This is a genomic window from Streptosporangium longisporum (assembly GCF_039534895.1).
Classification (GTDB): domain Bacteria; phylum Actinomycetota; class Actinomycetes; order Streptosporangiales; family Streptosporangiaceae; genus Streptosporangium; species Streptosporangium longisporum.
In genome coordinates this window covers 23,679-49,939 of the sequence record NZ_BAAAWD010000004.1, presented here as the reverse complement: position 1 = coordinate 49,939, position 26,261 = coordinate 23,679, and the positions used below count along the sequence as shown (strand labels likewise).

Sequence of the window (26,261 nt, the reverse complement as noted above, 5' to 3'; positions counted from 1 at the left end):
GGGCTCCGCGCGGGCGAGGTCAGGACCCGCGCGGGCCGGACGGGGATCCGTCAGCCGCGTCCCACGCGGGCCAGCTGGCGGGACTGGGCGACCAGGCGACCGGCCGAGTCCCAGACCTCCACGTCCTCGTCGAACCAGCCGTCGCCGATCAGGCGGCCCGACCCGATCAGGGTCAGCCAGCCGGGGGCGGGCAGGGCGCGCAGGTGCCAGGTGAGGTCCACGGTGGGGGCCCAGCCGCGCTCGCCCGCCGAGAAGACCACGGGCGGCAGGGCGTCCACGGCCAGCGCCAGCACGTACGGGTCCGGGTCCTGCGGCTCGGCCATCCGGAAGTGGGCGCGGGCCTCGGGCCGGCCGGTGGGCTCTCCGGTGAGCCAGCCGATCGTGGGCGGGTCGAAGGCCATCTCCATCTGCGCGTTGAGCGTCATGCCGGACTCGGGCCTGGGGTCGGGCAGCCGGACGCACTCCTCGACGGGCGGCATCGTCACCGACGGGCCGTCCGTCCACCTCGGTTCGGCGCCCGTGAGGGTCGCGGTGGTGACGAGGGCCTCGATGTAGGCCGCGTCGTCCTGCAGCAGGGTCGCCCGCGCCATGGTGGCGGTACGGCCGGTCTTGATCTGCTCCACCCGCACCCGGGCGGGGCCGGGCCTGGCCGCGCGCAGGAACTGGACCGAGGTGGTCACCGGGTGCTCGTGCGGGGAGGCGTCCACCACCGCGCGCAGCAGCACGGCCATCAGGTAGCCGCCGTTGATCGGCCCTCCGATCGAGTACCCCGGGTCGAGACAGACGTCGTACATGGTCTCGTCCACCCGGATGGCCGCCGTCGCCTCGTCGAACTTTGTCATCCACGCTCCCGAACCTTGTTCTAGAGGGGACACTTTACCGATTCCGTACGCCCTCCGCCTCCCCGGCCCCCCGGCCCGGCCCCGCGGGCGGGCCGTCGGGATCGGCGGGACCGTGACACGACCGGAACCGGCGGGACGGCGACGCGGGAGCGCCTTCCCGGTCATCGGCGCGGCACGGCCGGGCAGGTCGGGGCCCCGGGGACGGCCCGCGAGGCGATTTAGACGTACCAAACGTGTAGTTAGTTCAATGCAAGCGGACTGCTAGCAAAGTGCACTAACTTCATCCATATCCGCGAAATCCACATTGTGAGTGAGCATGCCTGCCAACAATCCCCCCGACCAGACGCCCACGCCGGGGCAGCAGCCCGACAGGACGATCGCCTACCGCTGGAATGAGGGTGCGCAGCACAACGACCAGCCGCACACGCAGGCCCACCCGCAGGGCCAGTCCGGATACTCCCAGCCCGGCGGCCGGCAGGGGCAGCCCTACCCGCAGCAGGGCGGACCCTACGGGCAGCACACCCCCGGTCAGTCCGGTCAGCCCTACGGGCAGCAGGGGTACGGGCAGCAGGCGGGCCAGCCGTACGGGCAGCAGAACTACGGCCAGCAGGCCGGTCAGCCCTACGGCCAGGCCGGTCACCAGCAGCAGGGCTACGGCCAGCAGGCCGGTCAGCCGTACGGCGAGCAGACCTACGGCCAGCAGACCTACGGGCAGCAGACGCACGGGCAGCAGGCCTACGGCCAGCAGACGGGTCAGCCCTACGGGCAGCAGAACTACGGTCAGCAGGCCGGGGGCTGGCAGCAGCAGGGCCCCGACTTCCTGAGCGCCGGTCCGCCGGCCGGGCCTCCCGCCGGCAAGAAGCGCAGGGGCTGGCTGTTCGCGGTGATCGCCGCGGTGGTCGTGGCCCTGGTGGGCGGCGGCGGCGTCTTCGCGGCCAGCATGCTCAGCGGCGGCGGCACGCAGCCGCACGACGTCCTGCCCTCCAACGCCATCGGCTACGTGCGGCTCGACCTCGACCCCGCGGCGAACCAGAAGGTGGCGCTGTTCAGCATCGCCCGGAAGTTCACCGTCACCAAGGACTCCTTCACCGGCGAGGACCCGCGCCAGGCCGTCTTCGACATGCTGAAGAAGGGCAACGCCGACGACTTCGGCGCGATCGACTACGCCACCGACGTCGAGCCCTGGCTCGGCGACCGCATCGGCCTCGCCGCCCTGCCCTCGGGCAAGGGCACTGCGGTTCCCGGCGTCGTGGTGGCGGTCCAGGTCAAGGACCAGGACCAGGCCAAGGCCGGCATCGCCAAGCTGATGGGCAAGGAGAAGTACGGCATCGCGTTCCGCGACGACTACGCGCTGCTCACCGCCACCCAGCCCGAGGCCGACCAGGCCGCGACGGCCGCGCCGCTGAGCGAGAACGCCTCCTTCACCGACGACCTGGGCGCCCTCGGCGAGACCGGCGTGCTCTCCTTCTGGATGGACGCGGGCAAGATCGCGGCGCTGGCCCCCGAGCTGGCCACCCAGGACCCCGCCACCCTGAACCAGATCAAGAACGTCCGGGTCGCGGGCGCCCTGCGCTTCGACGGCGAGTACGTCGAGCTCGCGGGCATCAGCCGCGGCGCCCAGAACCTGGACATGGGCACCCCGGAGGCGTCGCGGATCAGCACGCTCCCGGCCTCCACCGCGGGCGCGGTCTCCTTCTCCGGTCTCGGCGAGGTGATCGGCAAGCAGTGGGCGCAGATCATGAAGTCGGCCGACCAGGCCGCGGGCGGGAACGCCGGCTTCCAGCAGTTCGCCGACCAGGCCCAGCAGAAGTACGGGCTGCAGCTCCCCGCCGACCTGGTGACGCTGCTCGGCAAGAACATCACCCTGGCCGTGGACGCAGGCGGCATCGAGAGCAACCAGCCCCGGTTCGGCGCGAAGATCGTCACCGACCCGGCCAAGGCCCAGGAGGTCGTCGGCAAGATCGAGAAGTTCCTCGTCGACTCCGGGGCCGCCACACCGCAGCTCGCCAAGGTCGCCGGTGACGGGACCTTCGTCCTGGCCGGCTCCCAGGACTACGCCGCCGAGCTCGGCAAGGACGGCGGCCTGGGCGACAGCGAGACCTTCCAGCTCGCCGTCCCCGACGCCGACAAGGCCACCTTCGCCGCCTATGTCGACCTGGACAAGGTGGAGAAGCTCTACCTCGGCACCCTGCAGGGCGAGGATCGGGCCAACCTCCAGGTGCTCCGCGCCGTGGGCATGAGCGGCACCCAGTCCGGCAGCGAGGCCAGCTTCTCGCTGAGGCTGCTGTTCAACTAGCCCTCACCGACACCGGAGAACCAAAAAAGGCCGGCCCCCGATCGGGGGCCGGCCTTTTCGCTTCTCTCCGGGCTCAGACCCGCCCTCCCAGGGCCTCCCCGGAGGGGACGGCCCGGCTCGGGGTCAGGCCCAGAGCTGGCCCTCCAGCCGCTCCTCGGCCTCGTCCAGCGTTCCCTCGTAGGCACCGGTGGACAGGTACTTCCAGCCGCCGTCCGCGACCACGAACACGACGTCGGCCCGCTCCCCCGCCTTGACGGCCTTGGCCGCCACGCCGAGCGCCGCGTGCAGGGCGGCCCCGGTGGAGACACCCGCGAAGATCCCCTCACCGTCCAGCAGCTCGCGGGTGCGGCGCAGCGCGTCGGCCGAGGAGACGGAGAACCGCGTGGTCAGCACGTCGGCGTCGTACAGCTCGGGGATGAAGCCCTCGTCCACGTTGCGCAGCCCGTACACCAGCTCGCCGTACCGCGGCTCGGCGGCGACGATCTTCACGTCGGGGACGTGCTCGCGCAGGAACCGGCCGACGCCCATCAGGGTGCCGGTGGTGCCCAGGCCGGCCACGAAGTGGGTGACCGACGGCAGGTCCGCCAGGATCTCCGGCCCGGTCGACTCGTAGTGCGAACGCCAGTTGGCCGGGTTGCCGTACTGGTAGAGCATCACCCAGTCGGGGTTCTCCGCGGCCAGGCCCTTGGCGACCCTGACCGCCTCGTTGGAACCGCCCGCCGCGGGCGAGGAAATGATCTTGGCCCCCCACATCCGCAGCAGCTGGCGGCGCTCCTCGGAGGTGTTCTCCGGCATCACGCAGATCAGCCGGTAGCCCTTGAGCCGCGCCGACATCGCCAGCGAGATACCGGTGTTGCCGCTGGTGGGTTCGAGGATGGTGCAGCCCGGCCGGAGCAGCCCGTCCTTCTCGGCCTGCTCGATCATCCACAGCGCCGGACGGTCCTTGATCGAACCCGTCGGGTTGCGGTCTTCGAGCTTGGCCCAGACCCGCACGTCCTGTGAGGGGGACAGCCGGGGCAGGCCGACCAGAGGGGTCCGGCCGACCGAGTCGATCAGTGAGTCAAAGCGCATGATGTACGGCTTCCGCCTCGGGGTGACATGCCTGGTGGTGCAGGCCGGGACCTGCGGCACGCGCCGACCGGCCCGCGAGGTGCGCGGGACGGGCGGCGTCGCGCTCCGCTAGCGGGAACCGCCGGCCACGGCGGGCAGCACGGTGACCGTGTCGCCGTCGGCGACCGGGGTCTCCAGCCCGCCCAGGAACCGGACGTCCTCGTCGTTCAGGTAGACGTTCACGAAGCGGCGGAGCGCGCCCTTGTCGATCAGGCGCTCCTTGAGGCCGGGGTGGCGGGACTCCAGGTCACCGATCAGCTCCTCGAGCGTGGCGCCCTTGGCGTCCACGGCCTTGGCGCCGTCGGTGTAGGTGCGCAGGATGGTCGGAATGCGAACCTCGATGGCCATCGCGGGTCAATCTCCTTGTGTCGTCATGGGAGTACAGCCCATCGGATCAGAACACCGGTGGGCACCGGGGGATTCCAGCGGAACCGGCCGGCGACACTCGTAGACGACGACGGAGGGCGTGTGCGCGAACAGGAAGTTCTGCACGGGTGCGACGCCCGCGTGCCGTGCCCGGGGACCGGGACGCGAGAGCACCACGTCCTCCTGGCTCGGGGCGGCGATCGACATGCGGACCAGCTTACCCAAAGGGACGATTCACCTCGCGTCCGTACCGGGTGAGGACCCCGCGGGGGTGATCGTCACCTCCTCCTCGCTCACCACCCCGTCGACGATCCGGTACGAGCGGAACTCGGCCTCCTCGCCCAGCTCCTCACGGGTGGAGACCAGCACGTAGTGCGCGTTCGGCTCGGAGGCGTAGGAGATGTCGGTGCGCGAGGGGTAGGCCTCGGTGGACGTGTGCGAGTGGTAGATCACCACCGGCTCCTCGTCGCGGTCGTCCATCTCCCGCCAGACGCGCAGCTGCTCCATCGAGTCGAACCGGTAGAACGTCGGCGACCGCTCGGCGTTCTCCATCGCGACGAACCGTTCGGGAGAGTCGGAGCCGATCGGCCCGGCGATCACCCCGCAGGCCTCGTCGGGGTGATCCGCCCGAGCGTGCGCGATGATCCGGTCGACCAGTTCCCGAGAGATCGTGAGCATAGGGGGAAGTTACCAAAGGGCCCGGACCAGGGTGTCCTGGAGGTAGGTCAGCCAGTCGTAGATGACGTACGCCGGATAGCGAGGGTCGTTCTCCGACATGTCGGCGATCTCGTCGTGCACCTCCTCGGTCACCTCCAGCCGGGTGCCGAGCGCGAGACGCACGTCGTTCAGGGCGCGCATCCACGCCTGCGCCTGCTCCCTGGTCAGCTCGACCCGGCCGGCCTCGGCGCTGTCCAGCATGGTCCTGGCGTCGGCCCGCTTGCCCTCGCGCAGCGTCGCCTCGGTGTAGCGGCGGAACTCCGCGGCGTCCTCCCCGTCCTCGTACGCCGAGGGGAACAGCCGGGCCAGCACCGGGTCGTTGGACTGCTCGGAGGAGCCGATGCCCAGGGCCTTCTCCAGGGGGTCGTCACCGGTCTCGCCCGGCTCGATGAGCCCCAGGATCTGCGTGACCAGCGAGCGCAGGATCGACACCTCGGCGGCGTCGAAGACCGTGATCACGCCGCCTTCCGGGCCCTGCCTGAATCCCGAACTCATCTTCCGCCCACCGTTCCTCGCGGACCGCGTCCGAGACCCGTCCGCCCCTCGGACCCCGTCCGCCCTTCGGATCCCGTCCGCCACAGAGGGCACGGGCGGCACCGGCCCCGCCGTCCGCTCACGAATCCCGCTGGACGGTCGCCCAGAGCCCGTAGGAGTGCATGATCTGCGCGTCGCGCTCCATCTCCTCGCGGGTGCCGCTGGAGACCACGGCCCTGCCCTTGTGGTGCACGTCGAGCATCAGCTTCTCCGCCTTCTCCTTGGAGTATCCGAAGACGGACTGGAAGACGTACGTCACATAGGACATCAGGTTGACCGGGTCGTTCCAGACGATCGTCAACCATGGCAGATCGGGTCGTACGTCGATTGACGGACGCTCGACCTCCGTTGGAGCGGTGCTACCCACATTCACCAGTCTGCCCTACCCCGGGCTTAGTCTTCGACTCGTGACAAAGAGCATGAGCACCGCGTTGCTTACCGATCACTATGAGCTGACGATGCTGGAGGCCGCCCTGAAAAGCGGCGCCTGGAGCAGGCGGGCGGTCTTCGAGGTGTTCGCCCGCCATCTCCCGGACGGGCGGCGCTACGGCGTCGTCGCCGGGACCGGCCGGTTCCTGGACGCCCTGGAGGCCTTCCGCTTCGACGACGAGACGCTGGAGTTCCTGCGCGCGAGCCAGGTGGTCGACGAGCCCACCCTGGAGTTCCTCGCCGGGTACCGCTTCTCCGGGCGGGTCGACGGCTACGCCGAGGGCGAGTGCTACTTCCCCGGCTCACCGATCATGACGGTGGAGGGCACGTTCGCCGAGGCGGTCCTGCTGGAGACCGTGATCCTGTCCGTCTTCAACCACGACTGCGCGATCGCCTCCGCGGCCGCGCGGATGGTCCACGCCGCCGGGACCAGGCCGCTCATCGAGATGGGCTCGCGCCGCACCCACGAGTCCTCCGCCGTGGCCGCCGCGCGGGCCGCGTACCTGTGCGGGTTCTCCGCCACCTCCAACCTCATGGCGGGCCGGACGTACGGGGTCCCGACCACCGGGACCGCGGCCCACGCCTTCACCCTGCTGCACGACTCCGAGGAGCAGGCCTTCCGGGCCCAGCTCGACTCCCTCGGCGCCGCCACCACGCTGCTGGTGGACACCTACGACGTGACCGAGGCCGTACGGACCGCGGTGGAGCTGGCGGGACCGGCGCTGGGCGCGATCCGCCTGGACTCCGGCGACCTCGCCCAGATGGCCCACGAGGTCCGCGAGCAGCTCGACGGGCTCGGCGCCCACAAGACCAGGATCATCGTCACCAGCGACCTCGACGAGTACGCCATCGCGGCGCTGTCCGCGGCGCCGGTGGACGGCTACGGCGTCGGCACCTCGCTGGTCACCGGTTCCGGCTCCCCCACCGCCGCCATGGTGTACAAGCTGGTGGCCCGTGAGGACGCCGAGGGTGTCATGCGGCCGGTGGCCAAGAAGTCGGTGGGCAAGCCCAGCCAGGGCGGGCGCAAGGCCGCCTTCCGCGAGCTGGAACCGGACGGCACCGCCGCCGCAGAGGTGGTCACCGTCTCCGGCGAGCACCCACAGGGCGCCCGCCCGCTTCAGGTCCCGCTGGTCAGGGAGGGCGAGGTCGTCGGCCGCGAGGGGCTCGTGACGGCCCGCGCGCGGCACCGCGAGTCCCTCGCCGAGCTGCCCCCCAACGCCCACCAGCTGTCCCGGGGGTACGCCGCGATCCCGACCGTGTTTGACTAGCCCCATGCCAAGCGCACTGATCATCGTCGATGTCCAGAACGACTTCTGCGAGGGCGGCAGCCTGCCGGTGGGCGGCGGCGCCGAGGTGGCGGCCGCCATCTCCCGGCACGCCGCCTCCCACGGCTACGACCACGTCGTGGCCACCCGTGACTACCACGTCGATCCCGGCTCCCACTTCGCCGCCGAACCCGACTACGTCACCTCCTGGCCCGTCCACTGCGTCGTCGGGACCCGGGGGTCGGACTTCCACCCCGCCCTGGAGGTCGGACGCGTCGAGGAGGTGTTCAGCAAGGGGGCGCACGCCGCCGCCTACAGCGGCTTCGAGGGAGCCGCCCCCGACGGCACGAGCCTGGCCGACTGGCTGGACGAGCGCGGCGTGGACACGGTGGACGTCGTCGGCATCGCCACCGATCACTGCGTCCGGGCCACCGCCCTGGACGCGGTCGCGCACGGCCTCTCCGTCCAGGTGCTGCTGGACCTCACCGCCGGGGTGGCCGCCCCGACCACGGAGGCCGCCCTCGCCGAGCTCGGTTCCGCCGGAGCCCGTCTCACCGGGACCCCGGTGCTCCGCCCGGCCTGAGACCCCTCAGGCGGCGGGCATGCCCAGGAAGAGGATGATCCGGTCGAGTTTCCCGTCCATGACCCCGAAGTCCTGCTTGAGCCCACCGACGTCCTGCTTGACCTCGGCCATGTCCACCTTCAGGACGGCCACGTCCTCCTTGACCTCGGCCATGTCCGCCTTGAGCTCAGCGACATCCTGTTTGACCTCGGACATCTCCAGCTTCAGATCCGCGACATCCTGCTTGACCTCGGTCATGTCCACCTTGAGACCGGCGACATCCTCCTTCAGAACGGCCACGTCCTGCTTGACCTCCGCCATGTCCACTTTCAGACCGGCGACATCCACCTTAAGCTCGGCGACGTCCTGCTTGACCTCCGCCATGTCCACCTTGAGACCGGCGACGTCCACCTTCAGAACGGCCACGTCCTGCTTGACCTCGGACATCTCCACCTTGAGCTCGGCGACGTCCACCTTGAGGCCAGCCACATCCTGCTTCAGCTCACCGACGTCCTGCCTGACCTCGGCCAGTTCTTCCTTCGTGGCGCACTTCGCCACGTCTCGTCGTAGCTCGTCGACATCCTGCTTGGTGGCGAGGGTGTCCATCTTCGCCATGATCTGCTCGAACATCGGAGCCACGTACTCCATGATCTCGGTACGAATCATCTCGGCCGACACGCGTCCTCTTCGAAAGAAGGATCAGGGGGAACCGGTGAGAGGGCCCGGTGTTGTTGCGGCGACAGACTACCAAGGGCCTTCACTCTGAGCATCCGAACGATTACCCGATCGGCATGGATGGGTAAACCCGGCGGACACCAGGCAGGACAGGAGTATTACAGGGAGTGAATATCTCTCACTACCGGTGGTGACCTCACATGTTCGTACTCGGCGTCTCCTGGCTCGTCCTGACCCCGCTGTGCCTGTGGAACCTCTTCCGCGGCGGGAGGCTGGTGCGGATGACGAGCGTGCTGGCGCTGGTCGCGCTGGAGGCGGCCACGATCTGGGCCACCGACGCCGCCCGCCTCCCCTCGCGGACCCCGGTCGTCGCCGCCTCCTCGGCCGCCGTCCAGGGCCAGGCCTCGTCCGCCGCGCCCGGGGCACGGCAGGCGGCCCGGCGGGACGTGCGGGCCGCCTCCTGTGCCGGCTCGGTACCCACGCCACAGCGGGTACGGCCCGCTCGTCAGTGGGACGCGTCGCGGGGCGTGACGCCCTTCTGGACGGACGGGACGGACGGGTGCGCGACCGTGGTCCTGCGCCACCGGAACCGCGCCGTCAGGTGACCGGAAGGCCCGCGATCGCGGTCCGACCCGCCGCCCGAGCCGTCCTTCCCTCCGGTCCGGCCCGGGTCGCCGACCCCGCCGTCCGACCCGTCCGACCCGGTGGCCGGATCAGTGGGAGCGCTGGGTGGCCCAGTGGCGGATCTTGGCGATCCGTTCCTGGATCTGCTCGGCGGACGCCTGCGCGATGGCCGGACCGCCGCAGGACCTGCGGAGCTCGGCGTGGATGACGCCGTGCGGCTGGCCGGTGCGGTGGTTCCAGGCGCCGACGAGACCGTTGAGCTCCTTGCGGAGGGCGGCGATCACCTCGTGCGGGGCGACCTCCGGCTCCTTGGGCTCGGGCTTGCCGCGCCTGGCCTTCAGCTGGTCGGACTGGCGCTTGCTGAGCAGGGTCCGGACCTGGTCGGGCTCCAGCAGGCCGGGCAGGCCGAGGAAGTCCTCCTCCTCGGCGGAGCCGGTCTCCGCGGCGCTGCCGAACTCGCCGCCGTCGAACAGCACCCGGTCGAAGGTGGCGACCGCCTCCAGGGTCTCGAACGGCAACTCGTCACCCAGGACGTCGGGGTTGTCCTTCTTGCGCTGGGCGTCCTCCATCAGGAGGTCGTCCAGCCCCTCCTCGGGCGGCTTGCGGTCGAGCACGTGGTCGCGTTCGGCCTCCATCTCCCCGGCCAGCCCCATCAGGGTCGGCACGGAGGGCACGAAGACGGACGCGGTCTCGCCCCGTTTGCGGGCGCGGACGAAACGGCCCACGGCCTGGGCGAAGAACAGCGGGGTCGAGATGCTCGTGGCGTAGACGCCGACGGCCAGGCGCGGGATGTCGACGCCCTCGGAGACCATCCGGACCGCGACCAGCCAGCGCTGTTCGGAGGCGGAGAACTCCTTGATCTTCTTGGACGCCGTGGGGTCGTCGGAGAGCACGACCGTGGCGCCCTCGCCGGTGATGGTCCGGATGTGGCGGGCGTAGGCGCGGGCGGTCTCGTGGTCGGTGGCGATGACCAGGGCCCCGGCGTCGGGAACGCCCCGGCGCACCTCGGTCAGCCTCCGGTCGGCGGCCCGCAGGACCTGGCGGATCCACTCGCCCTTCGGGTCGAGCGCGGCCCGCCACGCCTGGCCGAGCTGGTCCTTGGTGAGCGGGGTGCCCAGGGTGGCGGCGATCTCGTCGCCCGCCCGGGTCCGCCAGCGCATCTCGCCCGCGTAGGCGAGGAAGATGACCGGCCGCACGACGCCGTCGGCGAGCGCCGGCCCGTAGCCGTAGGAGTAGTCGGAGACGCTGCGCCGGATCCCGTCGCCGTCCTCGGCGTAGGTGACGAAGGGGATGGGGTTGACGTCGGACCTGAAGGGGGTGCCGGTCAGGGCGAGACGGCGGGTGGCCGGCTCGAACGCCTCGCGTACCCCGTCCCCCCAGGACTTCGCGTCACCCGCGTGGTGGATCTCGTCGAAGATCACCAGGGTCTTGCGGGCCTCGGTGCGGGCGCGGTGCAGCGCCGGGTGCATGGCCACCTGGGCGTAGGTGATCGCGACCCCGATGTAGTCGCGGGAGGTGGCGCCCTGACTGTTCTTGAACTCGGGGTCGATCGCGATGCCGACCCTGCTCGCGGCGTCCGCCCACTGCTGCTTGAGATGCTCCGTCGGTGTGACGATCGTCACAGCGCGGATGATCCCCCGCGACAGGAGGTCGCCGGCGATGCGGAGCGCGAAGGTCGTCTTACCCGCTCCCGGGGTGGCGACCGCGAGGAAGTCGCGCGGCTCACGGCGGGTGTACAGGTCAAATGCCTCCTGCTGCCACGCGCGAAGCTTCGGCGCGGTGCCCCAGGCGGCACGGTCCGGATACGAGGGCGGCAGGTGGGATGCGGCGAAAGTGCTCACAGTGTCCCCAGCGTAATCGTCGCCGCCGACAGGACGTGCCGATCGGCCGAGATCCTCGCCAAGGCCCCTCCGGCGTGCTAGGGGCCCGCGAAGCCCTCTCCTGCGGGCCGTACGGCCCGGTGACCTGGGCGAAGGGCCGTCGCAGTGCGGGCCGTCGCGGGCCCGCCTCACCGGGCCCGCGACGAGAAGGACGAGGAGAGGGATCGCCTCTCAGCGCAGGCCCGCGATCACCGTGTTGATCTCGGCCCTGGAGATCGGGTCGTCCGGCTGGGCCATCCCGACCACGACCACCGGCCGGCCACCGCCGACCAGGAACGCCACACGCAGGTAGGACGGCCGGTTCACCACGTCCCGGTACTCGGCGCGCAGCGAGCGGGTGTACCCGGTGCGCGGGCCCACCGAGATCTCGGTGTCGTCCACGACCTTCACCTCGTCGCCGTGCAGCAGGAGCCGCGCGTACAGCTCGCTGAGCTCGACGGTGGTGGCGCGCACGTCGGAGGCGGGCTCCACCGGCATCACCATGACGGTCGTGTTGGCGCCGTCGCCCACGACCGAGGTGAACGCGGTGACCGGTGCCTTCGTGCCCGCGGACCAGCTCTCGGGCAGCGGGTAGCTGACCCCGGCGACCGGATCGGTCACCCGGCCCGGCGGCGTGGTGGGCAGCGCCCACAGGGCCAAGGCGACCACGCCGGCGAGGACGGCGCCGACGGCCGCCAGGGAGAGCAGGACGACCAGCACGCGGCGCAGGCGCCCGGGCTCGCGCTCGGGCGGGGCGACGGGGGTGCCGTACCAGCGGGCCGAGGGAGGGAGGTCGTCACCCGGCTCGGGGATCCGGGGCGGCCAGGTGAGGTGCGAGCGCTCGTCCGGCGGATCCGATCCCCGGGATCGTTCGTGCACGGCGCCTCCTGCAAGCGGTCAGGTCATACCGTCCTACCACGCCCGCCAGGGTGCGGTCTGGCCATGCGCGAGCGCTGGTACGCCAGTGACCAATGAGTCAGGAGATGTCCCGCATCCGGCCGGCCACGACCACTCCGAGCAGCCCGATCGAGGCCATCAGCACGGTGAGCGTGGCGTAGCCGGTGCCGATGTCGTCGTGGCCGATCAGGTTGACGATGACACCGCCGAAACCGATCGTGAGCGCGCTGCCCAGGGTGTCGACGACCTGGAGCGCGGCCGAGTTGGCGCCCTGCTCGGCGTCGGGCGACTGGCGCATCGCGGTGATGTTGACGCTGGTGGTGCCGATGCCCATGCCGAACCCGGCGATCACCCAGGCGGGCACGGTGATCCAGCCGGTGACGCCGGGCACCAGCGTGAGCAGGGTGAGCAGGATGCCGGTGGTGATCGCGGCGGCGCCGATCCGTACCAGCAGGGGGCGGTCGTAGGAGCGGCGGCTCTGCAGGTAGGAGCCGCTGGTCCAGCCCAGGGCGCCGATGGTCAGCGCGATGCCGGCCTGGCCGACGGAGAAGCCGCGGACCTCGGTGAGGACCAGTGGGATGAAGGCGTTGACGCCGAAGAACGCCGAGGCGAGCACCCCGCGCATCATGAGCGTGGTGGGCAGGCCGCGGCCGAACCGCAGGGCGCCCGGGGGCAGCAGCCTCGGCAGCCCGGCGCCGAGGAGCACCACGCCGAGGACGACGGCGGCCGCGCCGGGCAGCGGGGTCTGGTGGAGGCGGTCGGCGCCGTACAGCAGCACCCCGGCGCCGACCGCGGTGGCGGTGGCGGCCAGGGTCATCGCCAGCGGCCGGGAGCGCGGCCCCGCGGGCACGGGAGCGGCGGCGTCGTCGGGGTCCTGTCCGCCGCGCAGCGCGGGCAGGAGCATCACGAGGGCGGGCACGACCAGCGGGACGATGCCGTAGAAGACCCATCGCCAGCCGGCGGTCCCGGCGATGAGGCCGCTGAGGCCGGGGCCGACCAGGGCGGGCAGCACCCAGGCGGCCGAGAGCGCGGCGAAGATCCGGGGCCTGGTCGCCGGGACGTACACGCGCGCGATCATCACGTAGATCGCCACGATGACGGCGCCACCGCCGAGGCCCTGCACGGCCCGCGCCACGATGAACAGTTCCTTGGAGACGGCGGCCCCGGCCATGGCCATGCCCGCGGTGAAGAGCCCCACGCCGAGCAGGAACGGCCAGGCGTGCCCGCGCCGGTCGGACCAGAGGCCGGCGACGACGTTGGCGAGCAGCCCGGCGATGAGGAAGGCCGAGAAGCTCATCCCGTACAGGTCGAGGGCGTCGAGGTCCTTGGAGACGGCGGGCATGACGGTGCCCACGGACATGCCCTCGAAGGCGATCAGCGTGACGACGAGGATGATCCCCAGCGAGGCGGTGCGGTACTCGGGGCCGAAGACCCTGGGGACCTCGTGTGTAGCGTCAGGTGTCTTCGGTACTGTCACCCGTCAAGGGTAGTGTCCGCCTCCGCGGCCCGGTACGCGGCCCACATCTGCCGCATCCGCATGGCCTGACCTGCGGTGAAGCCGGACATGCAGCGGTCGTCGGAGTAGTCCATGAAGTTGTGGACCGGGTCCGGCCCGTCGCCCTCGCAGGTGTCCTTGACCGGCGGGCAGCCCTCGGTGGGACGCCCCTGGGGCGAGGTGTCGGCCACCCCGTCGCCCATCGCCTCGCAGCCCTTCTCGAAGGTGTGCAGCAGCCCGAGCCAGTGGCCGATCTCGTGGACGCCGGTGAACCCGCGGTCGAAGCTGCGCATCGCCCCGCCGGGCAGGCTGCGCCAGTCGACGACCACGCCGTCCAGGGTGGGCGCCTTGGTGTAGCCGTGCGGGTAGGTGGAGTAGCCGAGCACCAGCTCGCCGAGCTGGGCGAGGTAGAGGTTGAGGGTCTCCGGGCCGCCCCGGCGCAGCCGCTTGATCTCCCGCTCGTGGACGACGGGATCGCGGAACCAGGCCGCGTTGACGGTACGGGTGACGCCGTCCAGCCTGAACCGGATCCCGGTGTCGGCCCCGCCGAGCTTCCCGGAGTAGGCGGCGTTGAGCGTGGCGATCTGGTCGCGTACCGCGGTCTCGGGGGCGCCCAGGCGGCCGTCGGTGAGGACGTGCACCCAGGTGGGCACGGTCACCGGGAGCGCGAGCGGCACGGCCGGGCCCCCGGGCGGCGCCGGGACACCGGGTGACTCCGGTGCGGCCGGGCCCGTGGCCTGCGCGGGGACGGCGGGTCCTTGCGGAGGCTCGGGGGCGGCGTGCGCGCGGGGCGCGGCGACGCCCACCGTGAAAAGGCATGCGGAAAGAACGGCGATCGCACGCCGAAACATGGACTCCCCCGACAGATCCAGGCGCTGGTCGTTTCGCCGCCCCCCGGCGACATCCCGACCGTAGCCTCATCCGCGGCGATCACCCACGAGCAACACTCATTCTTTGTCGCCGTCTTCGCCCTTCGGCAGGCCCGAGTAGATCTCCTTGCACTCCGGGCAGACCGGGAACTTCTGGGGGTCGCGGTTGGGCACCCAGACCTTCCCGCAGAGCGCGCGGACCGGAGATCCGCTCAGCGCGCTCTCCATGATCTTGTTCTTCTCGACGTAGTGGGCGAAGCGCTCGTGGTCGCCGTCGCCGTGCGACAGGTCCGGCCGGACGTCGCTCTCAGGGAGAATCTTCGTACTCACCCTGGCGATTTTATGCCCGCGACGGCCCGTCCTGGCCACCGGTGGCCGGGGAGGACCGCCGGAGGGCCGCCGGACCACACGGAACGGACCGCCGGGAGGATCGGCGGGATCACGGGGAACGGGGACACCGCGGGACCTCCGGACCGCACGGAACGGGCCACCGGGAGAATCGCGGGATCACGTGGAACGGGGGCACCGCGGGACCGCACGGAACGGGCCACCGGGAGGGACCGGCGGGTCACGGGGGCCGCTAGTTCATCGAGGGGTCGTCCGGGCAGGTGGCCACGTAGGCGAGCTCGCCTCGCTGGCGGCGCAGCACCGCCCGCCACAGCGACTCGGGATCGTGGTGGAAGGTGTCACCGGGCTCGGACTCCACGACGTACCAGGCGCCCTCGCCGATCTCGCTCTCCAGCTGCCCGGCCGACCAGCCGGCGTAGCCCGCGAAGATGCGCATCTGGGCGATCTCCCCGGCGAGGATCTCCGGGGGCGCGTCGAGATCGACGGTGCCCAGCCTGGACACCGCCGCGATGCCCGCGTGCAGCCGCCGCCAGCCCAGCGGCTCCTGCCCGCTGGGCACCGCCGCCAGCGCCAGGGCGCTGTCGGTCTGGACGGGCCCTCCCTGGAACAGCACGGACGGGCCGGTGACCATGGTGTCCCAGGTGGGAAGCACCTGCGTCACCGAGATGTCGCTGGGTCTGTTGAGCACCACGCCCAGGGTGCCGCCGTCGAGGTCGTGCTCCAGCACCAGGACCACGCTGCGCCGGAAGTTGGGATCCTCCAGCTGCGGGGTCGCCACCAGGAGTCCACCGACGTAGATCGCCTCCGCCATACCTCCATCATGAGGGGTGAACCCCCCTGAGCGCTGCTCCACCCGGCCTTTCCGATGCCCGGACCTCGGCCCACATCACAGGCCGCGCACGCCGGGCCACTCCGCGGAGCGTACGGGCCCGCGACGACACCGGCCGCGGCCCCGGATCCGCGTCCCGGGGACGCGGATCCGGGGGCGAGGTCCGAGGGCGAGGTCCGGGGGCGAGGTCCCGGCGTGCGGTCCGCGGCCCGCTGTCGATCCTCGGTCAGGCCTCGGTCAGGCCTCGGTCATGCCGGTACGCGCCCGGCCACCGGCCGACTCGCGTACCGCCGCAGCGACGGCGGCCGACACGTCCGGGTGGAACACGCTGGGGACGATGTAGTTGGGGCCGAGTTCCTCGGCGGTCACCACGGCGGCCAGCGCCTTGGCCGCGGCCAGCAGCATCTCCTGGCTGACGATCGTGGCCTGGGCGTCGAGCAGGCCGCGGAAGACGCCGGGGAAGGCCAGCACGTTGTTGATCTGGTTCGGGTAGTCCGAGCGGCCGGTGGCGACCACGGCGGCGTGCTCGCGGGCGGCGTCGGGCGAGACCTCCGGCTCGGGGTTGGCGAGCGCGAAGACCACGGCGTCCTTGGCCATCGTGGCGATGTCGTCGCCGTTGAGGATGCCCGGCGCGGACACGCCGACGAACACGTCGGCGTCCTTGACCGCACCGCGCAGGTCACCGGAGTACCCCTCGGTGTTGGTGTGGTCGGCGATCCACCGCAGCGACTCGTCCAGGTCGTCGCGCCCGCGGTGCACCGCGCCCAGGTAGTCGCAGACGATCACGTTGCGCGCGCCCGCGGCGAGCAGCAGGCGCAGCACCGCCGTACCGGCCGCGCCCGCGCCGGCCAGGGCGATGCGGACCTCGCCGAGGTCCTTGCCGACCACGCGCAGCGCGTTGGTGAGCGCGGCGAGCACGCAGATCGCGGTGCCGTGCTGGTCATCGTGGAAGACCGGGATGTCCAGCAGGTCGCGCAGCCGCCGCTCCACCTCGAAGCAGCGCGGCGCCGAGATGTCCTCCAGGTTGATGCCGCCGAAGCCCGGGGCGATGATCTGCACGGTCCGCACGATCTCGTCGACGTCCTGGGTGTCCAGGCAGATCGGCCAGGCATCGATGTCGGCGAACCGCTTGAACAGCGCGGCCTTGCCCTCCATGACGGGGAGCGCGGCGGCCGGGCCGATGTTTCCCAGGCCGAGCACGGCCGAGCCGTCGGTGACGACCGCGACGGTGTTGCGCTTGATGGTGAGGCGGCGGGCGTCCTCGGGGTTGCGGGCGATGGCCATGGAGACCCGGGCCACACCGGGGGTGTAGGCCATGGAGAGCTCGTCACGGTTGCGCAGCGGCACCTTCGACTTCATCTCGATCTTGCCACCGAGATGCATCAGGAAGGTGCGGTCGGAGACCTTGTGGATGACGACGCCCTCGACGCCCTCCAGCTTGTCGACGATCGCCTGCGCGTGGTCGGTGTCACGCGCGGCACAGGTGACGTCGATGCGCAACGTCTCGTGCCCGGCCGTGGTCACGTCGAGCGCGGTGACCACGCCTCCGGCGGACTCTACGGCGTGGGTGAGCTGGCTGACGGCCTTGCCGCCGGCGGGCACCTCCAGGCGTACGGTGATGGAGTACGACACACTCGGCACGGTGGCCACAGCCAATCCGCTCCTTTGCGACTGACTTTGGTTGGGATGACTCCCATCGTGCCACCACCTGCCGGGTCCGCGCGCCCGCTCGGCGTCGCGAACCCGGCGGGAGGTCAGAACAGCGCGCTGGCCAGGTTCCTGCGGGCCCGCACGATGGACGGGTCGTCGCCCGGGAGGGTGTCGAACAGGCCGAGCAGGTGCACCCTGGCCCTGTCGCGGTCGGCTCCCGAGGTGCGGCGCACCACGTCGACGAGGCGGTCGAAGGCCCTGTCCACCTCTCCGGCCAGCATGTCGAAGTCGGCGGCCAGGAGCTGGGCCTCGATGTCGGCCGGGTCGCCCAGGCGGCTCTGCAGGTCGGCCGGGTCGACGTCCTGGGTCCTGCGGATCAGGCCGAGACCGGCCAGGCCGAGCTTGGCGTCCTGGTCGTTCGGGGAGCGGGCCAGCAGCCGCTCGTAGGCGGCCACGGCGCCGTCGAGGTCACCGGCGTCGACGGCCCGCTCGGCGGCGAGCACGTCCGGGTCGACGGGGGGCTCCTGCTCCAGCTCCTGGCCCTGCTCGGGCTCCTCGCCGGGGGGCGGGAGGTACTGGGCGAGGGCCTCCATGAGCTGCGACAGCCAGTCGCGCAGCTGCGGCTCGGTGGGGATGCCGGGCACGACCGCCACCGGCTGCCCCTGGAAGATGGCGTACAGGGCGGGCACGTTCTGCACCCGCAGGGCCTGGGCGATCTGCGGGCTGAGCTCGACGTCGACCCTGGCGAGGGTGAACCGGCCGGCGTTCTCCGCGGCCAGTTTCTCCAGCAGCAGGCTGTACTGCTTGGCCTGCTCGGCACGGGTGACGGTGAGCTCCAGCAGCACGAGGCCATTCATGGAGCGTTCGACGACCTCGGCCGCGAAGTTGGCGTCGTCGACGTCGAGGACCGGCGCCGGAACACCGCCGGTTTCCTGCGCGGCGGTTTCCCGCCGCGCCTGTGCCTCAAGTGCCTGCTTGCGTGCGCCGAGGTCCACGGCGCCGTAGAGCGATCCGGGTCGAGTGAAGTCCGCTGGGCTCATGCTCCAATCCTGCCGTATCCCGGCCGATGCCCCGGTCCGTCGCCGCGGAAGGGCGCCGCCGCTAGAAGCGGGCCGGCTCGGTGTAGACGCCCCACTCGGCGCGCAGCGCGTCGCAGATCTCGCCCAGCGTGGCCTCGGCCCTGGCGGCGTCGAGCATCGCGGGGATCATGTTGCCGTCGCTGCGCGCGACGCGCACCATCTCCGACAGGGCGGCGTCCACCGCCGCCTGGTCGCGTCCGGCGCGGCGCTCGGCCAGGACGCGGTTCTGCTCGCGCTCGACCTCGTGGCTGACCCGGAGGATCTCCAGCGGCTCGTCGATGGAGGCCGTGTGGCAGTTGACCCCGACGATGCGCTTCTCGCCCTTCTCCAGCTTGCGCTGGTAGTCGAAGGCGGCCTCGGCGATCTCGGACATGAACCAGCCGTCCTCGATGCCGCGCAGGATGCCGGAGGTCATCGTGCCGTCCGGGCCCATGTCCCGGATCTTGGCGAAGATCGCCTCGGCCTCGGCCTCCAGCCGGTCGGTCAGCGCCTCCACGTACCAGGATCCGCCGAGCGGGTCGGCGACGTTGACCACCTCGGTCTCCTCCATGAGCACCTGCTGGGTGCGCAGCGCGACCTCCGCGGCCTTCTCGGACGGCAGTGCCAGCACCTCGTCCAGCGCGTTGGTGTGCAGCGAGTTGGTGCCGCCCAGCACGGCCGCGAGCGCCTCGACCGCGGTGCGCACCACGTTGTTGTACGGCTGCTGCGCGGTGAGCGAGACGCCCGCCGTCTGGGTGTGGAAGCGCAGCCACTGGGCCTTGTCGGTCTTCGCGCCGTACACGTCGCGCAGCCAGCGCGCCCAGATCCGCCGGGCGGCGCGGAACTTGGCGATCTCCTCGAAGAAGTCGATGTGCGCGTCGAAGAAGAACGACAGGCCGGGGGCGAAGACGTCCACGTCCAGCCCGCGCGACAGGCCCAGCTCGACGTAGCCGAACCCGTCGGCCAGGGTGAACGCCAGCTCCTGCGCGGCCGTGGAGCCGGCCTCGCGGATGTGGTAGCCGGAGACGCTGAGCGGCTTGTACGCCGGGACGTCGGAGGCGCAGAACTCCATCAGGTCGCCGATCAGCCGCAGGTGCGGCTCGGGGGCGAACAGCCACTCCTTCTGCGCGATGTACTCCTTGAAGATGTCGGTCTGCAGGGTCCCGTTGAGCTTCCCGACCGGCACCCCCTGCCGCTCGGCGGCGACGACGTACATGCAGAAGATCGGGACGGCCGGGCCGCTGATCGTCATCGAGGTGGTGATGTCACCGAGCGGGATGCCGTCGAAGAGCAGGTCCATGTCCAGGGCGGAGTCGATCGCCACGCCGCAGTGCCCCACCTCGCCGAGCGAGCGCGGGTCGTCGGAGTCGCGCCCCATCAGCGTCGGCATGTCGAAGGCGACGCTCAGCCCGCCGCCGCCCGCGCCGAGGATCATCTTGTAGCGCTCGTTGGTCTGCTTCGCGTTGCCGAACCCGGCGAACTGCCGGATGGTCCACGCCTTGCCCCGGTAGCCGGTGGGGTGCAGGCCGCGGGTGAAGGGGAACTCCCCGGGCCAGCCGATGCGCTCCATCCGCGGGTCGGCGCCGCCGGGCCCGTAGACCGGTTCGACGTCGAGCCCCGACAGGGTCCGGAACTCCGCATCGCGCTTGCGCGCCCCGTCGAACCGCGCCTGCCAGCGCGCCCGCCCCGCCTCGACCTGCTCGGCGTCCATGGCCAACCCCCTTGTACGGCATATGGCTTCAATCCGGCTTGTGGCCTCCCCAAGATACTAGGACGTCCTACTAATTCTTGGCCAGCGATCCGCCCACCCCTTCGATCCGCCCTCAGGGAAACGCCCTCTCATCCCACCCCGGGGACCCCACCCCGGGGACCGCCCCGTGAGTCCGCGCCGGCGACTGGACCGAGGAGCGAAGGAGCGAGGAACGAGCGGATGAGTGACGAGGGAAGGAGCCGGATCAGAGCGGACTCACCGCGACGCGCCAGCGTCGCCATCAACACCAAAATCCCCCGCCGCCACCCGCAACGTCCTGAACAGCTCGAACATCTGCCCGAGCTCCTCCTCCCCGTACGCGGACATGGCGAAGTCGGCATCCATCAGGTCGGCGGTCGCCAGCCGGACCACCTCGCGGCCCCGGTCGGTGATCTCGGCCAGCACTCCCCTGCCGTCGCGCGGATTGGGCAGGCGGCGTACCAGCCCGGCGCGTTCCAGGCGGCCGACGGTGTTGGTCACGCTCGTGGGGTGCACCATCAGGCGCTCGCCGATCCGCGACAGCGGCAGTGCCCCCGTCCTGCTGAAGGTCAGCAGCACCAGGGCCTCGTACCTCGCGAAGGTCAAGTCATATGGTTTGAGCAGCGTGTCCAGTTGCGACAGCAGGATCTGGTGCGCTCTCATGATCGATGTGACGGCGGCCATGGCCGAGGAGGGCCCGAAGTGAACGCGCCACGTCGAGGCGGCGCGTTCGATGGGGTCAAACGGGAGATTCAGCTGACCTGTGCCCACAGGGCTACGGTAGCGCGGCCTCACGCCGGTCCGTCCGGACGCGCAGAGTCACCGCACTGATGGCTTCACCAAGAACCCGGGCGCCAAACATCACGCTCCGTTATGGTTCCCACATCGAATGGTGAGGCCGTGGCCAAGTGGCCGCGATGATCTCAGTCCGGCCTGCGGGGGACGCGAGCCGGACCGGCGCCGAGGGGACCGGCGCCCACACATTCACGGCACATTCACGGCACGGGGGGTGTCTTGATGAACGACAACGTGACGGCGTCCGAACGCCGGACCGATACCGGTCACACCGACGCGGCGTGGGTTCCCACCACGCCCGCCGGTGCGTGAGCGCAGGGGCGTTTCGCGCGAGGAACTCCGGCAGAGCGGGCTGATGGCGGTCGCCATCCTGCTCGTGCTCGGGGTGGCCGCGGCGTGGAGCGTCCTGGTTCCCGGTGTCAGCGCGTGGGAGAACATCATCGTCGCGGTGATCGGCTCGCTCCGGCTGACCGGCCCGGTGGCGGCGGCCTTCGCCGCCTGGGTGGCGGTGCGCAGGCGGCGCGGGGCGGGCGGCCGGGCGATGACCCCGTGGCAGGCGGTACGGGCGCCGCTGGCGATCCTGGTGGTGGCCGGGGGGGCGTTCACCGCCACCGTGATGGTCCTGGCGGTCAGGACCATGATGACCGAGCAGGCCGGGCGGCTGCTGCCCAGCGGCCTGGTGATGGGCGCGGCCGGGCTGGCGCTGTACGTCGTGATCGGCTGGGTGACCGGCTGGCTGATGCCCTGGACGATCACGCCGGTGCTGTCCGGGCTCGGCTGCTACAGCCTGTTCACCTGGCTGTCGCAGGGGCCGGCCTGGGGCGACCGGCTCGCCCCCGCCACCCGGGAGCCGTACGACCCGTTCCGGGGGCTGAACGCTGCGGCGTTCACCGACCAGACGCTCTGGCTGGTGGGGATCAGCGCGGCGTTGCTGCTCGGCTGGGCGGCGGTGGTGACCCGCCAGGCGCTGGTGCTGGCCGCCGCGCTGATCGCGGTGCTGGCGGCGGGGACCGGGATGGCCAGGCTCTTCACCGAGCAGCAGCCGGTCTCGGCGCAGCGGGTGGTCTACAGCTGCCAGGAGTGGCCGATCATGGTCTGCGTGCACCCGGGGATGCGCGCCGGGCTGCCCGAGCTGAGCGCGGAGTTCGTCAAGATCGCGGCTCGGCTGGCGGGGACCCCGGGCGAGTTCTCCCGGGTCGAGCAGCACTCCCGCGACGACGAGGCCCCCCTGTCGGCCGGTGTGATCGCGATCCACGTGGACGACCTGGCCGCGGGGTTCGCCGAGAAGGCGGCCGACGAGTTCGTCGGCGGCCTGGCCTCGCGGTGCGACGCCACCCCGGCCGCGGGGTACCGCGACATCGTGACCGCCTGGCTGAGGGGGGAGCCGCTTCCGGGCGGGCCGCTGGCCGAGCACCGGTACGCCGCGGCGTGGTTCTCCGGCCTCACCGACGTCCAGCGACGCGACTGGCTCCGGCTCTACTACACCGACTTCACCGGCTGCAGGCTGCAGGGCACCCACTTCGGGGGGCAGACGGGCCAGGCCACCAGGACGGGGCAGACCGCAGGGGACGGCCAGGCCGACCGGTCCGGCCAGGCGGGGCAGGGAGCGGGGGGCGCCTCGATCGGGCCCGAGCCGAGTCCCGGACCGGCCCACCGGGCACCCGGCGGGCCGCCGCCGCCACCGGCCGGCACCCCGGCGGCCCCGTGGAGTCTTCCGCACGCCGAGGGCGCCACGGTACCGTCACCCCGGGGCTGACAAGATCGGCATAGGCTCCGGGTGAGAAGACCGCCGTCCGGGGAAGGAGAGCGCTGTGAAAGCCTCCCAGGAAGCTCCGCCCGGCACGCCACCGGCGCCGCCGCGCAGGCGTCGCTGGCCGCTCCTCGTCACGCTCCTCGTCGTCGCGGTCCTCCTCGCGGTGGGGGCCCGTCTGGCCTGGTCGTCGCTGAACCCGTTCGGCGAGGCCACGGTCGACCGCAGCCAGCCCGTGCTGCTGGAGTCCATTCACAACCTCAGCCGCTTCGAGGCCGCCACCGGCAACTTCCAGGTGGTGGTCGACCTGGAGAAGGACGCGGCCTTCCTGCCCGACGCGGTCAAGGGCAGCCGCACGCTCTTCGTCGGCGCGGGCAGCGTCGACTCCTACGTCGACTTCGGCGGTATCGCCCAGGGCGCGCTGACGGTCTCCCCCGACCGCACCGAGGTCACGGTCAGGTTGCCCCGTGCCCAGCTGGAGAAGGCGAACCTGGACAACAAGCGCTCCTACGTCTACGCCCAGCAGCGCGGCCTCTTCGACCGGGTCGAGGACCTGCTGTCCTCCTCCCCGAACGACCAGCGGGAGCTGTACATGCTGGCCGAGAGGAAGATCACCGAAGCCGCGGTGGCCAGCGACCTGCGCAAGCGGGCCGACCAGAACACCAAGATCATGCTTGAGGGCATGCTGAAGGGGCTCGGTTTCACGAAGGTCGTCGTCAAGTTCACCGACGAGCCCTGACCCCGCCGTACCCGTGGCCGGTGCCCCGGTGGGCCGGACGTCCGCGCAGGCCGTGACACCACCGCCCTCCGGCCGGGACCGCGGTGCGAGAGCGGTCCCGGCCGGAGGGCCCGGGGTCAGCCGCTGGCCTCCATGAGCTCGTCCGCCGCCGTGTAGGGGTCGAGTCCCGCGTCCAGGACCCGGGTGGCCAGGGCGTCCAGGCGCCGGTCCCCGTGCAGGTGCGCGAAGCGCGAGCGCAGCGCGGCCAGGGCGATCGCCTCGATCTCGTCGCGGGCCCTGGCGTGGCGCCGCCGGACGAGCTCGCCCGAGGACTCCAGGTACGCGAGGTGGGCGTCGAGGGCGTCGGCCACCTCCTCGGCCCCCTCCCCCCGGTAGGCGACGGTCGGCACGATCGGCGGTCTCCAGGGCCGTTCGACCAGGGCGAGCATGTTGCGCAGCTCGCGGACGGTGGCCTGGGTCCCGTCGCGGTCGGCCTTGTTGACCACGAACACGTCGGCGATCTCCAGGATGCCCGCCTTGGCCGCCTGGACGCCGTCGCCCATCCCGGGGGCGAGCAGCACGATGGTGGTGTCGGCCAGCGAGGCGATGTCCACCTCGGCCTGGCCGACCCCGACGGTCTCCACCAGGACGACCTCGCACCCGGCCGCCTCCAGGACGCGCAGCGCCTGCGGCGCGGCCCACGACAGCCCGCCCAGGTGCCCGCGGCTGGCCATCGACCTGATGAACACGTCCGGATCGGTGGCGTGGTCCTGCATCCGGACCCGGTCGCCCAGCAGCGCCCCGCCGGTGAACGGCGAGGACGGGTCGACGGCGAGCACGCCGACCCGCAGGTCCCGCTTGCGGAACGCCTGGACGAGCATCCCCGTCGAGGTGGACTTGCCGACGCCGGGCGAACCGGTCAGGCCGATGATCCGGGCCCGCCGCGGCCGGTCCGCGCAGAGCAGGGCGGTGATCTCGCGGAGCCGCGGGGAGCCGTTCTCGACCATGGAGATCAGCCGGGCCACCGCCCGGGGCCGGCCGGCCCTGGCCATCTCGACCAGGTCGGAGACCTCCACGGTCAGACCGAGGGGACGCGCAGGATCAGGGCGTCGCCCTGGCCGCCGCCGCCGCAGAGCCCGGCCGCGCCGAGACCGCCGCCGCGGCGCTTGAGCTCGTGGGCGAGGGCCAGCACGATGCGTGCCCCGGAGGCGCCGATGGGGTGGCCGATCGCGATGCCGCCTCCGTTGACGTTGACCTTGTCGAGCCCCACGCCGAGTTCCCTGGCCGACTGCAGGACGACCTGGGCGAAGGCCTCGTTGATCTCCAGCAGGTCCAGGTCGCCGACCGAGAGTCCCTGCTTGCCCAGGGCGTGCTTGATCGCGTTGGCGGGCTGGGAGTGCAGCGAGTTGTCCGGGCCCGCGACGTTGCCGTGCGCGCCGATCTCGGCCAGCCAGGTCAGCCCGAGCTCCTCGGCCCTGGCCCTGGACATCACGACCACCGCGCAGGCGCCGTCGGAGATCTGCGAGGCCGAACCGGCCGTGATCGTGCCGTCCTTGGCGAACGCCGGCTTCAGGCCCGCCAGGACGTCGACGGTGGTGTCCCCGCGGACGCCCTCGTCGGCGGAGACGATCACCGGGTCGCCCTTGCGCTGCGGGATGGCCACCGGGACGATCTCGTCGTCGAACGTCCCGTTCTTGATCGCGGCGGCGGCGAGGGCGTGGGAGCGCGCCGAGAACTCGTCCTGCTCCTCGCGGGTCACGCCGTGGCGGGTGTTGTGCCGCTCGGTGGACTCGCCCATGGCCACCTGGTCGTAGGCGTCGGTGAGGCCGTCGACGGCCATCGAGTCGACGACGCCGGCGCCGCCGTACTTCACGCCCCTGCGCATGCCCGGCAGCAGGTGCGGGGCGTTCGACATGGACTCCATGCCACCGGCGACCACGATGTCGAACTCACCGGCCCGGATGAGCTGGTCGGCCAGGGCGATGGCGTCCATGCCCGACAGGCAGACCTTGTTGATCGTCAGCGAGGGGACGGTCATCGGGATGCCCGCCTTCACGGCGGCCTGACGGGCCGGGATCTGGCCGGTGCCGGCCTGCAGCACCTGCCCCATGATCACGTATTGCACGGCGTCGGGGGCGACGCCGGCGCGCTCCAGCGCGGCCTTGATCGCGATGCCGCCGAGCTCGGCGGCGGACAGTCCGGACAGCGAGCCGAGCAGGCGTCCGATGGGCGTACGAGCTCCGGCGACGATGACGGAACCAGACATAACAGGGGCCTCCCTGGCGGGATGTTGGGCGACTTTGCCACCATACCCATGAGTACCTCAGCGACCGCCATGGAGGAACACCCCATGTTCATGCGCATCGACCATGTGGGAATCGCCTGTCACGACCTTGAGGAGAGGATCGCTTTCTTCCAGCGGACCTTCGACCTCACGGTGGTGGCCCGCGAGATCAACGAGGAGCAGGGCGTCAAGGAGGCCATGCTGCGCATCTCCGACGGGCAGGGGGGCGGGTCGTACATCCAGCTCCTCGAACCGCTCGGGCCCGACACGCCGGTCGGCAAATTCCTGGCCAAGCGCGGGGAGGGGGTGCATCATGTCGCCTTCGGCGTCCCGGACGTCGCGCGGGCGCTGGAGGAGGTCGGCTCCCGGGGGGTGCGGCTGCTGGACGAGACGCCGCGCCACGGCTCGATGGGCTCCTCCATCGGATTCCTCCATCCCAAGGACGTCGGGGGCATGCTCACCGAGCTCGTACAGGCCGCGGAAGGACAGCCGGAGACCACGCAGGAGGCAAGAAACGCTGATACGTAACAAGTCACTCATAAAGCCGGACGAGACAGCCA

At 71.5% G+C, this 26,261-nt stretch carries 26 protein-coding genes; 7 read left to right on the top strand and 19 right to left on the bottom strand.

Annotated features, from left to right (window positions below; translation table 11 throughout):
* Positions 1-50: 50 nt before the first annotated feature.
* Complete coding sequence (locus tag ABD832_RS03355; protein WP_344888071.1) at positions 51-842, bottom strand: thioesterase family protein; 792 nt, start codon at positions 840-842, stop codon at positions 51-53.
* Between the two features lie 316 nt (positions 843-1,158).
* Between ABD832_RS03355 and ABD832_RS03350 the strand changes: the two genes are divergently transcribed.
* Positions 1,159-3,138, top strand: a complete 1,980-nt coding sequence (locus ABD832_RS03350; RefSeq protein ID WP_344888068.1) for a DUF3352 domain-containing protein — start codon at positions 1,159-1,161, stop codon at positions 3,136-3,138.
* Positions 3,139-3,261: 123 nt separating this feature from the next.
* On the opposite strand, the gene ABD832_RS03345 is transcribed toward ABD832_RS03350, so the two are convergent.
* The 5 genes from ABD832_RS03345 to clpS form a co-directional block, all read right to left on the bottom strand.
* A complete protein-coding gene (locus ABD832_RS03345; protein WP_344888065.1) occupies positions 3,262-4,209 on the bottom strand; it encodes a PLP-dependent cysteine synthase family protein in 948 nt (315 codons plus the stop codon).
* A gap of 108 nt (positions 4,210-4,317) precedes the next feature.
* Positions 4,318-4,596, bottom strand: coding sequence for a MoaD/ThiS family protein (locus ABD832_RS03340; RefSeq protein ID WP_344888062.1), 279 nt, complete (start codon positions 4,594-4,596; stop codon positions 4,318-4,320).
* A gap of 252 nt (positions 4,597-4,848) precedes the next feature.
* Entirely contained in the window at positions 4,849-5,292 is a 444-nt protein-coding gene (locus tag ABD832_RS03335) for a M67 family metallopeptidase (RefSeq protein WP_344888059.1), read from the bottom strand.
* A 9-nt stretch (positions 5,293-5,301) separates the two neighbouring features.
* Positions 5,302-5,826: a DUF2017 domain-containing protein gene (locus ABD832_RS03330; RefSeq protein ID WP_344888056.1), complete on the bottom strand. Its 525-nt coding sequence runs from the start codon at positions 5,824-5,826 to the stop codon at positions 5,302-5,304.
* Between the two features lie 118 nt (positions 5,827-5,944).
* Positions 5,945-6,232, bottom strand: coding sequence for an ATP-dependent Clp protease adapter ClpS (gene clpS / locus ABD832_RS03325; protein ID WP_344888582.1), 288 nt, complete (start codon positions 6,230-6,232; stop codon positions 5,945-5,947).
* Between the two features lie 40 nt (positions 6,233-6,272).
* Here clpS and ABD832_RS03320 point away from each other — a divergent pair, with 40 nt between their 5' ends.
* On the top strand, positions 6,273-7,562 hold the full coding sequence (locus tag ABD832_RS03320; RefSeq protein ID WP_344888053.1) for a nicotinate phosphoribosyltransferase: 1,290 nt from the start codon (positions 6,273-6,275) through the stop codon (positions 7,560-7,562).
* A gap of 4 nt (positions 7,563-7,566) precedes the next feature.
* Complete coding sequence (locus ABD832_RS03315) at positions 7,567-8,142, top strand: nicotinamidase (protein ID WP_344888050.1); 576 nt, start codon at positions 7,567-7,569, stop codon at positions 8,140-8,142.
* Between the two features lie 6 nt (positions 8,143-8,148).
* On the opposite strand, the gene ABD832_RS03310 is transcribed toward ABD832_RS03315, so the two are convergent.
* Positions 8,149-8,799 carry a hypothetical protein gene (locus ABD832_RS03310; protein WP_344888047.1) on the bottom strand — a complete coding sequence of 217 codons (651 nt, stop codon included), beginning with the start codon at positions 8,797-8,799 and terminating at the stop codon, positions 8,149-8,151.
* Between the two features lie 197 nt (positions 8,800-8,996).
* Between ABD832_RS03310 and ABD832_RS03305 the strand changes: the two genes are divergently transcribed.
* The gene (locus tag ABD832_RS03305; RefSeq protein WP_344888044.1) at positions 8,997-9,401 is read left to right on the top strand and encodes a hypothetical protein; all 405 of its coding nucleotides are present in this window, start codon (positions 8,997-8,999) and stop codon (positions 9,399-9,401) included.
* A gap of 108 nt (positions 9,402-9,509) precedes the next feature.
* Here the strand turns inward: ABD832_RS03305 and ABD832_RS03300 are convergent, their stop codons facing one another.
* The 10 genes from ABD832_RS03300 to ABD832_RS03255 all read right to left on the bottom strand — a co-directional run bounded on the left by ABD832_RS03300 (position 9,510) and on the right by ABD832_RS03255 (position 20,949).
* The gene (locus ABD832_RS03300) at positions 9,510-11,261 is read right to left on the bottom strand and encodes a DEAD/DEAH box helicase (protein ID WP_344888041.1); all 1,752 of its coding nucleotides are present in this window, start codon (positions 11,259-11,261) and stop codon (positions 9,510-9,512) included.
* Between the two features lie 210 nt (positions 11,262-11,471).
* On the bottom strand, positions 11,472-12,158 hold the full coding sequence (locus ABD832_RS03295) for a hypothetical protein (protein ID WP_344888038.1): 687 nt from the start codon (positions 12,156-12,158) through the stop codon (positions 11,472-11,474).
* Positions 12,159-12,255: 97 nt separating this feature from the next.
* A complete protein-coding gene (locus tag ABD832_RS03290; protein ID WP_344888035.1) occupies positions 12,256-13,653 on the bottom strand; it encodes an MFS transporter in 1,398 nt (465 codons plus the stop codon).
* Positions 13,650-14,477, bottom strand: a complete 828-nt coding sequence (locus tag ABD832_RS03285) for a zinc metalloprotease (protein ID WP_344888032.1) — start codon at positions 14,475-14,477, stop codon at positions 13,650-13,652. Before ABD832_RS03285 ends, ABD832_RS03290 begins: the two co-directional genes overlap by 4 nt.
* 141 nt (positions 14,478-14,618) lie before the next feature.
* Complete coding sequence (locus ABD832_RS03280) at positions 14,619-14,870, bottom strand: DUF3039 domain-containing protein (protein WP_344888029.1); 252 nt, start codon at positions 14,868-14,870, stop codon at positions 14,619-14,621.
* Positions 14,871-15,120: 250 nt separating this feature from the next.
* On the bottom strand, positions 15,121-15,699 hold the full coding sequence (locus ABD832_RS03275; RefSeq protein ID WP_344888026.1) for a YqgE/AlgH family protein: 579 nt from the start codon (positions 15,697-15,699) through the stop codon (positions 15,121-15,123).
* A gap of 255 nt (positions 15,700-15,954) precedes the next feature.
* Entirely contained in the window at positions 15,955-17,367 is a 1,413-nt protein-coding gene (locus tag ABD832_RS03270; RefSeq protein ID WP_344888023.1) for an NAD-dependent malic enzyme, read from the bottom strand.
* A 104-nt stretch (positions 17,368-17,471) separates the two neighbouring features.
* Positions 17,472-18,407: a tetratricopeptide repeat protein gene (locus tag ABD832_RS03265; protein WP_344888020.1), complete on the bottom strand. Its 936-nt coding sequence runs from the start codon at positions 18,405-18,407 to the stop codon at positions 17,472-17,474.
* Between the two features lie 61 nt (positions 18,408-18,468).
* Positions 18,469-20,136, bottom strand: coding sequence for a coenzyme B12-dependent isobutyryl-CoA mutase large subunit (icmA, locus tag ABD832_RS03260; protein ID WP_344888017.1), 1,668 nt, complete (start codon positions 20,134-20,136; stop codon positions 18,469-18,471).
* A 255-nt stretch (positions 20,137-20,391) separates the two neighbouring features.
* Positions 20,392-20,949, bottom strand: coding sequence for a MarR family winged helix-turn-helix transcriptional regulator (locus ABD832_RS03255; RefSeq protein ID WP_344888014.1), 558 nt, complete (start codon positions 20,947-20,949; stop codon positions 20,392-20,394).
* 304 nt (positions 20,950-21,253) lie between these two features.
* Between ABD832_RS03255 and ABD832_RS03250 the strand changes: the two genes are divergently transcribed.
* Together ABD832_RS03250 and ABD832_RS03245 are read left to right on the top strand one after the other, a co-directional pair.
* The gene (locus ABD832_RS03250) at positions 21,254-22,705 is read left to right on the top strand and encodes a hypothetical protein (RefSeq protein ID WP_344888011.1); all 1,452 of its coding nucleotides are present in this window, start codon (positions 21,254-21,256) and stop codon (positions 22,703-22,705) included.
* 55 nt (positions 22,706-22,760) lie between these two features.
* A complete protein-coding gene (locus ABD832_RS03245) occupies positions 22,761-23,438 on the top strand; it encodes a DUF4230 domain-containing protein (protein WP_344888008.1) in 678 nt (225 codons plus the stop codon).
* 116 nt (positions 23,439-23,554) lie between these two features.
* Here ABD832_RS03245 and meaB read toward each other — a convergent pair whose 3' ends face one another.
* Together meaB and ABD832_RS03235 are read right to left on the bottom strand one after the other, a co-directional pair.
* Entirely contained in the window at positions 23,555-24,493 is a 939-nt protein-coding gene (gene meaB / locus ABD832_RS03240; protein ID WP_344888005.1) for a methylmalonyl Co-A mutase-associated GTPase MeaB, read from the bottom strand.
* Between the two features lie 2 nt (positions 24,494-24,495).
* Complete coding sequence (locus ABD832_RS03235) at positions 24,496-25,683, bottom strand: acetyl-CoA C-acetyltransferase (RefSeq protein ID WP_344888002.1); 1,188 nt, start codon at positions 25,681-25,683, stop codon at positions 24,496-24,498.
* Positions 25,684-25,767: 84 nt separating this feature from the next.
* On the opposite strand from ABD832_RS03235, the gene mce reads away from it, so the two are divergent.
* Positions 25,768-26,229, top strand: coding sequence for a methylmalonyl-CoA epimerase (gene mce, locus ABD832_RS03230; RefSeq protein WP_344888579.1), 462 nt, complete (start codon positions 25,768-25,770; stop codon positions 26,227-26,229).
* Positions 26,230-26,261 lie beyond the last annotated feature (32 nt).

What these genes read in the sequence shown, in the direction of transcription:
- icmA (WP_344888017.1), bottom strand. Translation starts at nt 20,136, where the DNA reads ATGGACGCCGAGCAGGTCGAGGCGGGGCGGGCGCGCTGGCAGGCGCGG.
- ABD832_RS03265 (WP_344888020.1), bottom strand. Translation starts at nt 18,407, where the DNA reads ATGAGCCCAGCGGACTTCACTCGACCCGGATCGCTCTACGGCGCCGTG.
- ABD832_RS03355 (WP_344888071.1), bottom strand. Translation starts at nt 842, where the DNA reads ATGACAAAGTTCGACGAGGCGACGGCGGCCATCCGGGTGGACGAGACC.
- ABD832_RS03335 (WP_344888059.1), bottom strand. Translation starts at nt 5,292, where the DNA reads ATGCTCACGATCTCTCGGGAACTGGTCGACCGGATCATCGCGCACGCT.
- ABD832_RS03330 (WP_344888056.1), bottom strand. Translation starts at nt 5,826, where the DNA reads ATGAGTTCGGGATTCAGGCAGGGCCCGGAAGGCGGCGTGATCACGGTC.
- ABD832_RS03235 (WP_344888002.1), bottom strand. Translation starts at nt 25,683, where the DNA reads ATGTCTGGTTCCGTCATCGTCGCCGGAGCTCGTACGCCCATCGGACGC.
- ABD832_RS03305 (WP_344888044.1), top strand. Translation starts at nt 8,997, where the DNA reads ATGTTCGTACTCGGCGTCTCCTGGCTCGTCCTGACCCCGCTGTGCCTG.
- ABD832_RS03315 (WP_344888050.1), top strand. Translation starts at nt 7,567, where the DNA reads ATGCCAAGCGCACTGATCATCGTCGATGTCCAGAACGACTTCTGCGAG.
- ABD832_RS03345 (WP_344888065.1), bottom strand. Translation starts at nt 4,209, where the DNA reads ATGCGCTTTGACTCACTGATCGACTCGGTCGGCCGGACCCCTCTGGTC.
- ABD832_RS03350 (WP_344888068.1), top strand. Translation starts at nt 1,159, where the DNA reads ATGCCTGCCAACAATCCCCCCGACCAGACGCCCACGCCGGGGCAGCAG.
- ABD832_RS03275 (WP_344888026.1), bottom strand. Translation starts at nt 15,699, where the DNA reads ATGGCGGAGGCGATCTACGTCGGTGGACTCCTGGTGGCGACCCCGCAG.
- ABD832_RS03340 (WP_344888062.1), bottom strand. Translation starts at nt 4,596, where the DNA reads ATGGCCATCGAGGTTCGCATTCCGACCATCCTGCGCACCTACACCGAC.
- mce (WP_344888579.1), top strand. Translation starts at nt 25,768, where the DNA reads ATGTTCATGCGCATCGACCATGTGGGAATCGCCTGTCACGACCTTGAG.